The following is a 14,468-nucleotide window of genomic DNA, read 5'->3' as shown; positions in this document are numbered from 1 at the left end:
GCATCCGGAAGTTTTTCCGAAAGAAGATTTTTAAAATATGGTTCATAAAAGGAAATCTCTCCAGCCTAAACCTTGGTTTTCAGTTTTTATTGGGAGCAATTAAGTTGAAATTTACCTATATTTGCCGCCCTTAAATATGAAAATAAAAGAAAAATGTCAGAGACTTTCGATGTAATGATAGAGATCCCAAAAGGGAGCAGAAACAAATATGAGTACGATTTTAAACTGAAGCGCGTTCGTTACGACAGGATGATCTTCTCTTCTATGATGTATCCCGCCGATTATGGATTTATCCCCAATACCCTGGCCCAGGACGATGACCCTCTGGATGTTTTGGTGTTGGTTGCAGAACCGACCTTTCCCGGAGTAGTGATGGAAGTGAGACCAATTGGAGTTTTCCATATGGCCGATGAAAAAGGCCCTGATGAAAAAATAATTTGCGTACCGATTTCAGATCCTATCTGGAACCGGCTAAACGATCTAAAAGAATTGAATGGACACCTTATCATGGAAATCGAACATTTTTTTAAGGTTTATAAGGATCTTGAAAAGAAAAAAGTAGACGTTGATGGTTGGGGAGATGCCAGCGAAGCCAGGGAAATTATTAAACAATGCGTGGAGCGTTTTGAAAATTACGATGGGGATAAAGACCGTTTCGGAATATAGTAAAAACTGACCATCATCATTGAATATTAAAAAGCAATAACCTTAAAAAGTTATTGCTTTTTTAATTATCCTCAATTTACTACTTTAGCCGCATTAACTAAAACTTAACAGATTAACATGGAATCAATGATGATTTATATGCCTGCAATATTGGCAATAATAGGGCTCATTTATATGGGCATTAAAAGATCCTGGGTTTTAAAACAGGATGCCGGAGACGGCAAGATGAAAGAAATTTCATCCCATATCTATGAGGGAGCCCTCGCCTTTTTAAATGCGGAATATAAATTACTCAGCATATTCGTAGTTGGTGCGAGTATCGCCCTGGCCGGAATAGCCTATATAGTACCCACTACACATTATCTAATTATTGTGGCCTTTATCTTCGGTGCCTTTTTTTCTGCCCTGGCCGGAAATATGGGGATGAAGATTGCTACTAAAACGAATGTTCGCACCACCCAGGCAGCCAGAACCAGTTTACCTAAAGCCCTTAAGGTGTCTTTTGGTGGAGGAACCGTAATGGGATTAGGAGTTGCAGGGCTTGCAGTGCTGGGATTAACCACCTTTTTTATAATTTTCTTCCATTACTTTATGGGTGGTCAATGGACTGATACGTCACAAATGACCATAGTACTTGAAACTCTTGCCGGATTCTCTTTAGGAGCCGAATCTATCGCACTCTTTGCGCGTGTTGGTGGCGGGATATATACCAAGGCAGCCGATGTAGGTGCCGACCTGGTTGGAAAAGTGGAAGCCGGTATTCCTGAAGACGATCCTCGTAACCCGGCAACCATTGCCGATAATGTAGGAGATAACGTAGGGGATGTTGCCGGAATGGGTGCCGACCTCTTCGGAAGTTATGTGGCTACGGTACTGGCTGCTATGGTACTCGGTAATTATATTATTGAAGACATGGGCGGTAACATCGTAGATTCCGGGTTTGGAGGAATTGGTCCTATCTTACTGCCTATGGCTATTGCCGGGGTTGGAATTATTATGTCTGTAATTGGAACTATGCTGGTGAAGATAAGCAGTAACAGTGCAAAAGAAGCTGAAGTTCAGAAAGCCCTTAATATTGGGAACTGGGTATCTATTATTTTGGTAGCTGTAGCTACTTTCTTCCTTGTAACCTGGATGCTACCATCAGATACATTAACGATGGGCTTCTTTGTAGGGGGTGCTGAAGGATTTGAATATAAAAGTATAGATGCTATCAGGGTTTTCTATGCTTCTCTTGTGGGTATTGTTGTTGGAGGAGTGATTTCGGCAGTAACCGAATATTATACCGGACTTGGTAAGAAGCCTGTGCTTTCTATTGTACAGAATTCAAGCACAGGAGCTGGAACGAACATCATCGCCGGACTTGCTACCGGGATGATCTCTACTTTTCTTTCTGTTTTGTTATTTGCTATCGCAATTTGGGCTTCTTATGCTTTTGCAGGATTCTACGGTGTTGCTCTGGCAGCATCGGCGATGATGGCTACTACCGCCATGCAGCTTGCTATTGATGCCTTTGGACCTATTGCCGATAATGCCGGTGGAATTGCTGAGATGAGCGAACTTCCACCTGAAGTACGGGAGCGCACCGATATCCTTGATTCCGTAGGAAATACCACCGCAGCTACCGGAAAAGGTTTTGCGATTGCCTCTGCAGCATTAACTTCCCTGGCTCTTTTCGCCGCGTATGTGACCTTTACGGGAATTGACGGAATAAATATCTTTAAAGCTCCGGTTCTATCTATGCTGTTTATTGGTGGAATGGTTCCGGTTGTATTCTCGGCTCTCGCTATGAAATCGGTAGGTAAAGCTGCAATGAAAATGGTGCAGGAAGTGCGCAGGCAGTTTAAAGATATTCCCGGGATTATGGAAGGAACTGGGAAACCTCAATATGATAAATGTGTTGCTATTTCGACCCAGGCAGCTTTAAAAGAAATGCTATTGCCGGGAGTGATTACTATTGGTTTCCCGATTGTAATTGTACTGGTTCCTATGCTTTTTGGTTATGATAACCTTTTAATAGCTGAAATGCTGGGAGGATATATGGCCGGAGTTACTGTAAGTGGTGTACTTTGGGCAATCTTCCAGAACAATGCCGGGGGAGCATGGGATAACGCTAAGAAATCTTTTGAAGCTGGAGTGATGATCAACGGTGAGATGACTTATAAAGGCTCTGAAGCGCACAAAGCGGCGGTAACAGGTGATACGGTAGGAGACCCGTTTAAAGATACTTCCGGGCCCTCTATGAATATTCTCATTAAACTTACCTGTTTGATAGGCCTGGTAATGGCGCCAATTTTGGGAGGACACACCGAAGAGGATGTTCCTAATAATCCTGAAGAAACTCCACAGGTTGGAGAGGTTTCACAAACCAGAGACGTTTTTGAGATTAAAATAAAATAAGGTCAGGAAAGTTTTAAAACTTAAAATTAAAAAAGCCCGTTTGAAGTTTATCTTTAAACGGGCTTTTTATTGGCTAATTCAAACTTGTACATGGTCTGGTTTTTAGACTTAAAACAAGTTTTGTAAAAATTTCTCATAGATTCCTGGTTTATGTAATTAGTTACTTTTAAAGTTAAACATTACTAAGCTGTTAATTAGTTAAATAGCTTATAAACTATTTGGCGCCGGCTAACCTAAAACCGGGCCTCAGAAGGATTCTTTTAACACTTCTACAACTATACTGCTCTATTCTAAGCCTTAATTTTAATGTCAAAGGATTAAAAAATGAGGTCAATTTGGAATGGTTCAATAAGTTTTGGGCTGGTATCTATCCCTGTGAAACTTTATTCAGGTTCAGAAGATAGGCGTATCGAACTTGATATGCTCGACAGGCACGATAATGCCCGAATAAGGTATAAAAGGGTTAACGAAGAAACCGGGAAAGAAGTTGAGTGGAAGGATATTGTAAAAGGATATAAAAAGGACGATGCGTACGTCGTGCTGGAAAAGGAAGATTTCGATAATGCCAATTTAAAAAAGAGTAAGACCATAGATATTGAAGAATTTATCGGGGAAGACGAAGTAGCAGAGGTCCTTTACAAAAAACCTTATTTTCTCGAACCGCAAAAAGAAGGAGGAAAATCCTATAACTTACTCAGGGACGCCCTTAAGAAGTCCGAAAAACTCGGTGTTGCCACCTTTGTGATGAGGCAGAAAGAACATTTAGCTTTAATTGGTGTATATAAGAAAGCCCTGGTTTTACACGTGATAAGGTTTTCAGATGAGATTAGAGACACCGAAGATCTTAAATTACCAAAGACAAAGGTGACAAAAAAAGAGGTGGATATGGCTGTGTCCCTTATCGAGCAACACAGTACTAACTTTAAATTGGAGAAATTCAAAGATGTTTATAACGACCAGTTAATGAAGATCATCGAATCAAAAAGTACAGGTAAAAAGATTAAGACTGAAGACATTGACACTAAACCCACTCCTGCCAAAGATCTCATGGCGCAGTTAAAAGCCAGCCTGGAAAAGAAAAAGAAAAAAGCTTCATAGAATAATGAGCCTCGAAGATTATAAGAAAAAACGAAATTTTAAGGATACTCCAGAACCCGGCGCCGATTATAGCGATGAAAACCGGGGCAGGTTTGTAATCCAAAGACATCAGGCCTCGAGATTACATTATGATCTCAGGTTGGAAATGGAAGGCGTTCTTAAAAGCTGGGCGGTTCCCAAGGGGCCTTCAATGAATCCTAAAGATAAACGCCTTGCAATTCAAACAGAAGATCACCCTGTTAAATACCTGGATTTTGAAGGCCGTATTCCCAAAGGGAACTATGGGGCCGGGGTGATGAAGATCTGGGATAAGGGAACTTTTCGGGCTGCTGAAGGTACAGCCGATAATTTATTGGAACAGTTGGAAGAGGGTAATTTAAAAATCGAATTTAAAGGCCAAAAAATAAGAGGTGAATTCGCGTTGGTCCATACCCGTAGGGGGGAAAAGCAAAATCAGTGGTTATTGATTAAAAAGAAAGACGACTTTTCAACCGACCTGGATTATGATGCGGAAGTCTTCGCTGAAAAAGATACTTCTGAACCTGAGAAAAAACCGGGAAAAATTAAAAATATTGATCCTGATGATTTCCTGAAGCCTATGCTGGCCACCACAACTGATAAAATTTTCAACAACCCCGATTGGATTTATGAAATAAAATGGGATGGGTATCGCGTTGTAGCCAATATTCAGGAGGGGGAGGTGAATTTATATTCCCGCAACGGGCTTTCGTTTAATAAAAAGTTTCCGAAGCTAAGGAAGGAACTTGAACAGATTCCCCACGACACTATCCTGGATGGGGAGGTAGTTATCCTGGACGAGGATGGCGTACCCGATTTTCAGGCTTTGCAGAATTATAACCAAAATACCCCATGGGAGCTAAGGTATTATGTGTTTGATATGCTTTATCTCAATGATCATTCTATGCTGGAGTTGCCATTGCTGGAGCGAAAGAGCCTGCTTCCTGAGGTCCTTGAAGACCTGGAAACTGTGGTTTACTGCGATCATATCCAGGGAATGGGCAGTGCATTTTATAAAAAAGCAATCGACGCAGGGCTGGAGGGGGTAATTGCCAAAAAGGCCGATTCAACATACTCGCCGGGTTATCGCAGCGAAAGCTGGTTAAAGATAAAAGCGGTGCAAACCCGTGAAGCTATTATATGTGGCTATACAGATTCAGATGGATCTGTATTTGGTTCCCTCATCCTGGGAACTTTTAAGAACGGGGAACTAAGTTATATAGGAAATTGCGGAACGGGCTTTAGTAATGAGGAACAGAAAAACCTGCTGAAGAAGTTTAAAAAACACGAAATAAAGAAAAGCCCTTTTCCGAAGAAAATAAACCTTAAAGGTCGTAAGCCAACCTGGATGCAACCCGAACTTATCTGTGAAGTGAAATATTCAGAAATAACTAAAAACGGCTTTCTGCGACATCCTGTTTTTAAAGGGCTTAGAAAGGATAAAGAGCCTGAGGAGATCACCCGCGAAAAGCAAACCAAAGCCCCAAAGAAGAAAGGAAAATCCGGCAAAGCCGGGGCTTCGCTGGACGTGGGCGGAATTTCGGTAGATTTTACCAACCTTGAGAAAGTGTACTGGCCCGATTCAGGTTTTAGAAAATATGAGCTTATAGATTATTATATTAAGGTTTCAGAATACATTCTACCATATTTAAAGGATAGGCCGCAAAATTTACACAGGCATCCCAACGGGATTACCAAACCGGGATTTTTTCAAAAAGACACCGAAGGGCAAATGCCCGATTGGATTGAACGAATAAATATTTATTCAGAATCGGCCGAAAAAGAAATTGAATATATGTTGTGTCAAAATAGAGCCAGCCTGCTTTATATGGCGAATCTGGGATGTATAGAGATTAATCCCTGGAACTCCAGGAAAGATGATCTTGAGCATCCCGATTATACGGTTATCGATATAGACCCCTCTGATAAAAATACTTTTGAAGAGGTAATTGAAGTTGCTCAGGCTGCAAAAGAGGTGTTGGATCTCGCTAAAATTGATGGCTACTGTAAAACTTCGGGCTCCAGCGGTTTGCATATCTATATTCCCTTAGGCGCAAAATATACTTATGATGAAGCCCGGGATTTCACCAAGTTGCTGTGTTATTTCATTCAGGAAAAGTTGCCTGAACTCACCAGCATGGAGCGGGCGGTAAAAAGCCGAAAAGGAAAGATCTACCTGGATTACCTTCAGAATAGGAGAGGGCAAACCCTGGCGGCTCCTTATTGTGTGAGGCCTAAACCGGGAGCACCGGTCTCGGCTCCGATGGAATGGAAAGAAGTGAAATCGGGCCTGGAGATTCAGGATTTCACGATTGAAACTATGCCCATTCGCCTCAAAGAGAAAAAAGATTATTTTAAAAAAGTTCTGGGCAGGGGGATTTCTATAGAAAAGGCAATCCAGCGCCTTGAGAACTCCTAAAATTTAATTAAAGCCTGTTTTTTGCTACTTTAGAATTTATATCTTGGTTTAAACCCATAGAATTAATGAAGAAACGAATAAGGAAACTTGCCGGCAGATATAAAATATTAGACCAGATCCTTATTACGCTATACCGCAGTTATGGAACCCATTCTCACCTGTATATCCCCGGAAGGGTTTTAGACAATGAACCATTACAAATCGCCAAAGACCCTTCTTTTTTTAAAACGATAAGAAACACCTGGAAACAGTTTGATACTTTTGAGGTTCCTGATGCGGAGGTAGAGTTGGTATTACCCGGCAAAATTATGGCAACTACCAAATCGGGCCCGGAAGGTTACTTTTTATTTGACGATGTGTTGGATCAAAATCTTGCTGAACATGCCGATGAAGAAGGCTGGGTAGATTTTGAGGTTTATTATCGCGGTCCCCTGGGGAAAAAAACTAAAGTCCTGGAGAAACCCTTTACCGGCAGTTTTCTTATTCCCGATCCAGAGGCCGAATTTGGCGTGATTAGCGATATAGACGACACTATTTTGCACACGGGAGTTACTTCCTTTTTAAAATGGCGTTTATTAAAAAATTCTTTGCTGACTAATGCTTACCAGAGAATCCCATTAAAAGGTGCCCCCGATTTTTACAAAAAACTGCATTTGGGAGTTTCGGGGAAGGATAAGAATCCAATGTTTTATTTGAGTAACAGTCCCTGGAATCTTTATGAATATCTTAAACTTTTTTTAGACTATAACCAGTTTCCCAGGGGGCCAATACTGCTTCGAAATTTCAGAACTCCTTTTGATCGCAGCCTGAAACCCGAAAAACCTCATAAACAAAAAGAGATCGCAAATATCCTGAAAACCTATCCCGGTCTTAATTTTATTCTTATCGGTGATAGCGGAGAGCATGATGCCTCCATTTATACCGAAATTGCGGCCCAATATCCTAATAGAATTCTGTCAATTTATCTGAGAAGTGTGAAGCATAAGCGACAGATGCAACGGGTACAGAGTATTATAGATAATTTTGAAACTACTCCGGTTTTAATGGTAGAATCCTCGGGACAGGCGGTGGAGCATGCACGAGCAAATGGTTTTATTAAATAAAAAATCCCGCAAAAAGTCGGGATTAGTTTTTTAGTCATCTATACTGGCACCCACAGCTGTTCGTTGTGATTTGCCGGTTTTTCTTGGCATCGTGCCGAAGATATGATCCCAGAGTGGGGAGGACACTCCAAAAGCTCTGTCTGGTTCCCGGTAGTGATGAATACTGTGATGGTGCCACAAGGTTTTAATAAAGCTCTTAGGAACCTTAAAAGCGTGTACAGAATAATGCACAGCTAGATAGCCTGCATAACCGATTAAAAATCCGGCAAGGAATCCAAAAACATAATCCCCAAGCACTGCCCGGTAAATAATAAAAAGCACCGTAGCTATTATTAAACTCAGAACTGGCGGCATAGCCAGGCGGGATTTATCCTTAGGGTAGTCATGATGCACGCCATGCATAGTATAAGAGATTTTCTTTTTTCGGGGAGTGGTTGCAGGAATATGGTATAAATATCTATGCATTAAATATTCTACCAGGGTAAAGAATACTAAGCCGGCCACAAATAATAGTATCATCATGGGAGCTTCAAAGCCTTTTTCTACAATCCCGTAGTAAATTAAAACAGCAGCGATCACTCCAAAGATTATCAGGGGGAGTGAAATATGCGTATGGGTTAATTTCTCCAATATTGGATTATCAAATAATTTTGGAGAGCCCTTATGTTTTGGTCTTTTGAATTTAGTAGATTCCATTTTTTCAGTTTTTAAAATAAACCATGCAATTCTCCGTCAATGCGGTTAATAATATTTCCGAGATCTTCGGGATTATCTACAAAGTTGATGTTATCTACATCGATAATAAGTAGATTTCCTTTCTCGTAATTGTGTACCCAGGCCTCGTAACGTTCATTCAGCCTGCTTAAGTAATCAATTGAAATTGAATTTTCATAATCCCGCCCACGTTTGTGAATCTGGTTAACAAGGTTAGGAATGCTGCTGCGCAAATAAATTAAAAGATCGGGCCCTTGTACCACACTTTCCATTAAATCAAATAAAGACTTATAATTCTCGAAGTCACGGTTAGTCATAAGTCCCATCGCATGCAGGTTGGGAGCAAAAATATGGGCATCTTCATAAATGGTTCGGTCCTGGATGATTTTTTCTCCGCTTTCCCTAATCTGAAGAATTTGCCTGAACCTGCTGTTTAAAAAGTAAATCTGCAGGTTAAAAGACCATCGTTCCATTTTGTTGTAGAAATCTTCCAGGTAGGGGTTTTCCAGAACTTCCTCAAACTGTGCTTCCCAATTATAATGTTTTGCCAGAAGTTTTGTGAGGGTGGTTTTTCCGGCCCCAATATTTCCTGCAATAGCTACATGCATAAGTCTAAATTTTATTCGCTCGTTAGATTTGGTAATTGTTGGTGTAAAGATAAAAGATTTGAACAATACCCAATTTTTCGGTTTGTCAATTTATTTATAAAATTTAAAATAGGCTTTGCCATACTTCCCTATTTTCCTGTAATTGATTAACTTAAAAGGGGATTTCTTCATGAAATTTAAAAGATGAGAATACTGTTATTTTTTGTTGTTTTTAACGTTCTATTCCTGGGGCAGGGAAAAGCTCAGGAAGAGCAATGGGCTGCGGTGATGCAAGCCGAAAGTCGTTATGATTTTAAGGAAACCTATACCCGTCTTACAAAGCGACTTGCAGAAAATTCGGAGTTAAAGATATTTGCCGAGATTGATCATTCCCAAAATGGCCGGGAAGTAGGGCTGGAATTAGCACCTGCCAGGCTTATTATCTTCGGCAATGCCAAAGCAGGAACCCCGCTAATGCAAAACAGGCAGGTAGCAGGCCTTGATCTTCCCTTAAAAATCCTTCTTGGGGAAGATGAAAAAGGAAAAGTATTTCTGGCTTACAGCGATGTGGACCATCTAAGAACCCGTCATGCACTGAAATCCCGCAAGATTTTAAACAATATAAAAAAGAGCCTGAAAGATATAGCTAAAGATGTTACAGGCCGAAACCCTAATAAGACGGGCAGATATAAAATTCGGTATAAAGAGGGAATTGAAAGCTATAACAGCAGCCATAGTTTTAATGAAACCCTCACCCGACTAATTAATGAAATCACTGTTATGGACGGAATGAGGCTTTTTGCTAAAATAGATCACACCAAAAATGCCGAAAAGCTGGGAATGGGGCTTAGACCTGCTACGCTTCTGGTTTTTGGAAATCCCGTAGTAGGGACAGAGCTTATGCAGGAAGCCAGGCTTTCTGCCCTGGAGTTACCGGTTAAAATGCTGGTGTGGAGGGACGAGGCCGGGGCGGTAAAGATTTCATATAATTCTTCTGAATTTTTATCCACGCGCTTCAGGATAAATAAAAACCTGGAAGCTCTCCGCAAGATAGAGAAGGTTCAGGCAGAGCTGGTGCAAAAGGCAGCCGGGCATCCTTCAGAATAAATTCAGAAAATGTCTTTCCATTTATATATTTCAGAGGCGGTAAAGCATGCTTCACATTTAGAGAACATCCAAAGACAGTCTATGAAATCGGTGATCATATGAAAAAAAAGGCCAATAAATATTAATCTGATGTTTTTATGTTTCACAAAAATACTTCCGAAGAAATAAACTCCAATTGCCCAAAAGCTATGCAGGGGATGGTAGCCAATTCCGCAGCGCATAGGGTCAAAAAGAGGCGTCGCAAAAACGTGGTCGAGATCTACGGCCATGGTAGCCAGAAGGATGAGCCAGTTTCTTCGCCAGTTCTTTTTATCATAAAACCAGGCAATAGCGCCTATGGCTATAAAGTGAAGAAAGTAATGGGTGAAAGTTTGCACTTACAGATATCTTGTATTGAAGTCTTGGAGTAAACTTTTTATTATTTCACAGGTTTTTAAATGAATTCTCAAAACCGTGACCTTCGGCTAAGCTATAAATTATTCCTGGGAATCGTCCTGCTCCTCAGCTGATGACTCTACCTTTCCCTTCAGCAAATCCTTCATCTTATTCTTCAGAACTATAAACCTCCAGATGCCCACGGTGAGAAAAAGCACTGAAAATACCAGTGCAAGGTATCCAATGTAGTGCATCTCTTCGTATTCCTTTAATTGAATTAACGCGAGACCACCCAGGAGAAAATAAAGTGCCGCCTGAGTGTAGGACAAAAGAGTACGCTCATTGGCGAGTTTCGTTCGTTCCAGCGCCAGGTGTTCGCGGATGATGTTCTCATCTATTTTTCTGCCGGTAAAAAGTCTTCCGAATTTAACTTTCCTCATAAATATTAATCCTTATCAGGTTTAAAGATAAGTCTTTAGGGATCAAAAATTAAAAGTAGATTTTAATACTTTGCTAATCCTCATTATCCAGGTAGACCGCTGAGCACTAAACGCAAAATTCCAAAAATAACCGCAAGGATTATTCTTCGTTATTTCTCTTAACCAACAAAATTCCAGGACGAGGTATCTTTTTTCTAAAAATAACATTTATTACTGGCAGATGCAACCCGGGGCCGTAAAGCTTTGTGTATTCTCGTGCCAGGGAAAAGCTGCATTAAATTTATTGTTTTCCCAATAGAAATCACCGCGTTCTTTTGGCTCGTTACCAATTTCATTCATCGTTTTAGCATCATATAATCTTCCGTTCACCATTGTGTAAACAACAGTTTCAGAATTGCGAATATCTTCAAGCGGATTTTCCTCCAGCACGATCAAATCGGCCAGTTTTCCTTTTTGGAGAGAACCTATTTCGCTACCCATTCCGATGTATTCTGCCCCGTTTATAGTGGCTGCCTGTAGGGCTTCCATATTGGTCATTCCACCCATTTGAAGCAACCAAAGTTCCCAGTGTGCTCCAAGGCCCTGTAATTGACCATGAGCACCAAGGTTTACTTTTACACCAATATCGGTGAGTTCTTTTGCGCTTTCAGAAACCAGAATAGGACCATTTTCATATTCCTCTTCGGGTAATGTTGTGCGATGACGGGACCGGGAATCAACTATGTATCGCGGTGTAAAATTAAGCAAACGCTCGTTTTCCCATACATTATCCTTTTCGTAGAAATAATATTCCCCGTTAATTCCACCGTAATTTACAATAAGGGTAGGAGTGTAGCCGGCCTTGCTATTACCCCAAAGGGTTTTTATGTCTTTGTAAACCGGCGCCACAGGAATATTATGTTCTATTCCGGTATGGCCGTCTACGATCATATTCATATTATGGAGAAAGGTACTTCCGCCTTCCGGCACCACATTCATCTCTAATTCCTTTGCAGCCTGCATAATTTGCTGGCGCTGCTCCCGGCGGGGCTGATTGTAACTCTTTACTGAAGTCGCACCAAAAGCCTTTGTTCTTCTCAAGGCAGAGCGGGCATCTTCCAGGTTGTTAATCACCGCCTTGAAGTCCCCATCGGCACCGTAAAGAATCACTCCTGTCGAATAAATTCTGGGACCAATCATTTCCCCGGCTTTCACCATTTCAGCCATACTGAAGATGGTCTCACTTAAAGCGGAAGGATCGTGTACCGTAGTTACCCCAAAAGCAAGATTTGCATACAGAGGCCAGTGTTTTTCCGGAGTAAGTCCATAACGGAAAGCGCCAATATGGGCGTGAGCATCTACTATTCCAGGCATAATTGTTTTACCTTCCAGGTCATAAACCTTAGCACGGCCAGGAATATTCACTTCGGAAGCTTCGCCCACCGCAATAATTTTATTGCTTTCAATTAAGATACTTCCGTTCTCAATTACTTTGTCGCCGTTCATGGTAATGATGCGCGCATTGGTAAGGGCTATTTGCCCCGAAGGAACATCGGTTTCCAGCTTTAATCCTATTTTGGTGCCTTTTTCAGTAATTGGAGGGATGGAATCGGGCGAATTCTGTAAAAAGGTAAATCTTTCTGAAACTTTGTTGGTGAAATATTCGTCTCCCAGGGTCCAGTGAAGATTTTTACTGTCATTAGACCAATGCAGATTAAGTCCCGCATCTTTTGCGATCTGGCTTACCGGTACTGTTTTGGTTTTATTGTCCAGGTCTACCGGGCGACCGGTCAGGGGTAACGGAGCCACATAAGCCTTGTGCAAATGTGAGAAAACCACCCATTTATTGTCCGGACTCGGAACGAGACGGTTCGCGTATTTAGACTTGATGTGCGTCCGCTCCTCATGGCCGCTAAGGTCGATACTCTTTAGATTTTTCTCAATACTGCCCATCAGACTACCTCCGGTTTGGAAAAATATTCGTTTACCATCGGCGCTGTATTGGGGGAAATCTCCTGAGTCATGGATCTTTTTCAAATTATCTCCGGAAGTGCTTATCGTGTAGATCCCCGGGTTCTTGCTAAAAGTCTGTCCCTGATCTGAATTTCCTTTTTCTTTTACGAATACGATGCTTTTTCCATCGGGTGAGAAAGACGGATTTCGGAAGATCCCTTTTTCTGAAGTTAATTTCTGCGAATTTCTACCATTAAGGCTTACTTTCCTTAAAGCACCCATTCCCTCGTCTGTCCAGGTAACATAGGCGATCTCTTTTCCGTCGGGGGAAAAGGCCGGTTCAAATTCAAATTCCTCACTTTTTGTTATTCGCTGAGGTTTGCCGTTTGGCAGGTCTTTTTTCCAGAGATGACCCACAGCACTGAATACTAAGGTCTGACCATTGGGGGACGTTACCGCATGACGTATCACTTTAGCCTCAAATTCTTCTGAAAATACCTGATGTTCGCTGCGGTGGCTTTCGGCAATTTCAATGGTATTTTCAACCTCAAAAGGAATTACCTGGCTTTCGAAGGTCTCAATATTTACTTTGTTAATCTTGCCTTCGGCCCAAAAAACGATTTCCTTATTGTTGGGCATCCAGGAATAGCCGGGATAAACGCCAAAAATAGCCCAGGCTTCCTGCTGGTCTTTGCTAAGCTTATCATAAACCGGCCATTCTTCGCCGGTTTCCAGGTCGTGGATGTATAAAACAGATTTTGTCCTGATACGCTTTACAAAAGCCAGTTTCTTACCGTCGGGAGAAACCTGAGGTCTTGCAGCCCCGCCTGGACCACCCGTTATAGTAGTGTTCTCACCGGTTTCGAAATCGTAACGCTTGATCACGTAGATCTGTTTATTCGGGTCTTTATTATATTGAAAAGCACCACCGGGATACATATCCTCGCTGTAATAAAGGTATTTGCCATCGGGAGAAACGCTGGGTTCGTTTACATCCTGCTGGTCGTTTTTTCGCTCGGTTAGCTGAAGCCCCGCTTCTCCGCCAATATGATATTGCCACATTTCACCGGCACCAAGGGAACGGCCAGAGGTAAAATGTTTTCTGGCAATGATGGAATTTCCATCGGCAGTCCACACCCCGTTATTTAAAAGTCTGAAATCTTCTTTTGTAAGTTGTTTAGCGTTTTCGCCATTGCGCTCCATTATCCAGATATTATCGCCTCCGGCGGCATCGCTGGTAAAAGATATTTTGGAACCATCGGGGCTAAACCGGGGTTGCACCTCATAGGCCATCCCGCTGCGCAAGGCGGTAGCTTTTCCTCCGGAAATAGGCATAGAATAGATGTCGCCCAAAAGATCAAAAACGATGATTTTTCCATCGGGACTTACGTCCAGGTTCATCCAGGTTCCTTCATCGGTTTGGAGTTGGACCTTTTTTATATTCCAATCCTCAGAATAAGGATCGTTAACATCCCATTTATTTTTTTCTTTGTCTTCCTGTGCGATCAGGCTGGGGGCGACCAGAAGTAAAAATATGGCCGGAAGGAATTTTTTGAGCATTTTATAGATTTTAAGGCCCTAAATATACAGCTTCTTTTTTTTGAAAAAA

At 41.6% G+C, this 14,468-nt stretch carries 11 protein-coding genes; 6 read left to right on the top strand and 5 right to left on the bottom strand.

From position 1 onward, the window contains the following. The first annotated feature begins 153 nt into the window (after positions 1–153). The 5 genes from BUW93_RS12095 (at position 154) to BUW93_RS12075 (ending at position 7,704) form a co-directional block, all read left to right on the top strand. On the top strand, positions 154–666 hold the full coding sequence (locus tag BUW93_RS12095; RefSeq protein WP_081211987.1) for an inorganic diphosphatase: 513 nt from the start codon (positions 154–156) through the stop codon (positions 664–666). 117 nt (positions 667–783) lie between these two features. Beyond that, a complete protein-coding gene (locus tag BUW93_RS12090) occupies positions 784–3,066 on the top strand; it encodes a sodium-translocating pyrophosphatase (RefSeq protein ID WP_081211986.1) in 2,283 nt (760 codons plus the stop codon). A 324-nt stretch (positions 3,067–3,390) separates the two neighbouring features. After that, positions 3,391–4,164: a non-homologous end joining protein Ku gene (ku, locus tag BUW93_RS12085; RefSeq protein ID WP_081211985.1), complete on the top strand. Its 774-nt coding sequence runs from the start codon at positions 3,391–3,393 to the stop codon at positions 4,162–4,164. A 4-nt stretch (positions 4,165–4,168) separates the two neighbouring features. Beyond that, positions 4,169–6,601: a DNA ligase D gene (gene ligD / locus BUW93_RS12080; RefSeq protein ID WP_081211984.1), complete on the top strand. Its 2,433-nt coding sequence runs from the start codon at positions 4,169–4,171 to the stop codon at positions 6,599–6,601. A 65-nt stretch (positions 6,602–6,666) separates the two neighbouring features. After that, the gene (locus BUW93_RS12075) at positions 6,667–7,704 is read left to right on the top strand and encodes an App1 family protein (protein WP_081211983.1); all 1,038 of its coding nucleotides are present in this window, start codon (positions 6,667–6,669) and stop codon (positions 7,702–7,704) included. Between the two features lie 30 nt (positions 7,705–7,734). On the opposite strand, the gene BUW93_RS12070 is transcribed toward BUW93_RS12075, so the two are convergent. Together BUW93_RS12070 and BUW93_RS12065 are read right to left on the bottom strand one after the other, a co-directional pair. Then, positions 7,735–8,400 carry a sterol desaturase family protein gene (locus BUW93_RS12070; RefSeq protein WP_081211982.1) on the bottom strand — a complete coding sequence of 222 codons (666 nt, stop codon included), beginning with the start codon at positions 8,398–8,400 and terminating at the stop codon, positions 7,735–7,737. 11 nt (positions 8,401–8,411) lie between these two features. Then, positions 8,412–9,026 (bottom strand): deoxynucleoside kinase, encoded by a 615-nt coding sequence (locus BUW93_RS12065; protein WP_081211980.1) that lies wholly within the window; start codon positions 9,024–9,026, stop codon positions 8,412–8,414. Between the two features lie 183 nt (positions 9,027–9,209). Between BUW93_RS12065 and BUW93_RS12060 the strand changes: the two genes are divergently transcribed. Beyond that, positions 9,210–10,112 carry a DUF302 domain-containing protein gene (locus tag BUW93_RS12060; RefSeq protein WP_081211979.1) on the top strand — a complete coding sequence of 301 codons (903 nt, stop codon included), beginning with the start codon at positions 9,210–9,212 and terminating at the stop codon, positions 10,110–10,112. A 2-nt stretch (positions 10,113–10,114) separates the two neighbouring features. Here the strand turns inward: BUW93_RS12060 and BUW93_RS12055 are convergent, their stop codons facing one another. The 3 genes from BUW93_RS12055 to BUW93_RS12045 all read right to left on the bottom strand — a co-directional run bounded on the left by BUW93_RS12055 (position 10,115) and on the right by BUW93_RS12045 (position 14,419). After that, a complete protein-coding gene (locus BUW93_RS12055; RefSeq protein WP_081211978.1) occupies positions 10,115–10,489 on the bottom strand; it encodes a DUF6122 family protein in 375 nt (124 codons plus the stop codon). A 99-nt stretch (positions 10,490–10,588) separates the two neighbouring features. Beyond that, positions 10,589–10,927, bottom strand: a complete 339-nt coding sequence (locus BUW93_RS12050; protein ID WP_081211977.1) for a DUF202 domain-containing protein — start codon at positions 10,925–10,927, stop codon at positions 10,589–10,591. Between the two features lie 210 nt (positions 10,928–11,137). Beyond that, a complete protein-coding gene (locus BUW93_RS12045; RefSeq protein ID WP_081211976.1) occupies positions 11,138–14,419 on the bottom strand; it encodes an amidohydrolase family protein in 3,282 nt (1,093 codons plus the stop codon). Positions 14,420–14,468 lie beyond the last annotated feature (49 nt).

The sequence above is a fragment of the Salegentibacter sediminis genome, assembly GCF_002078605.1.
GTDB lineage: Bacteria > Bacteroidota > Bacteroidia > Flavobacteriales > Flavobacteriaceae > Salegentibacter > Salegentibacter sediminis.
This window is presented reverse-complemented; position numbering and strand designations above follow the sequence as displayed.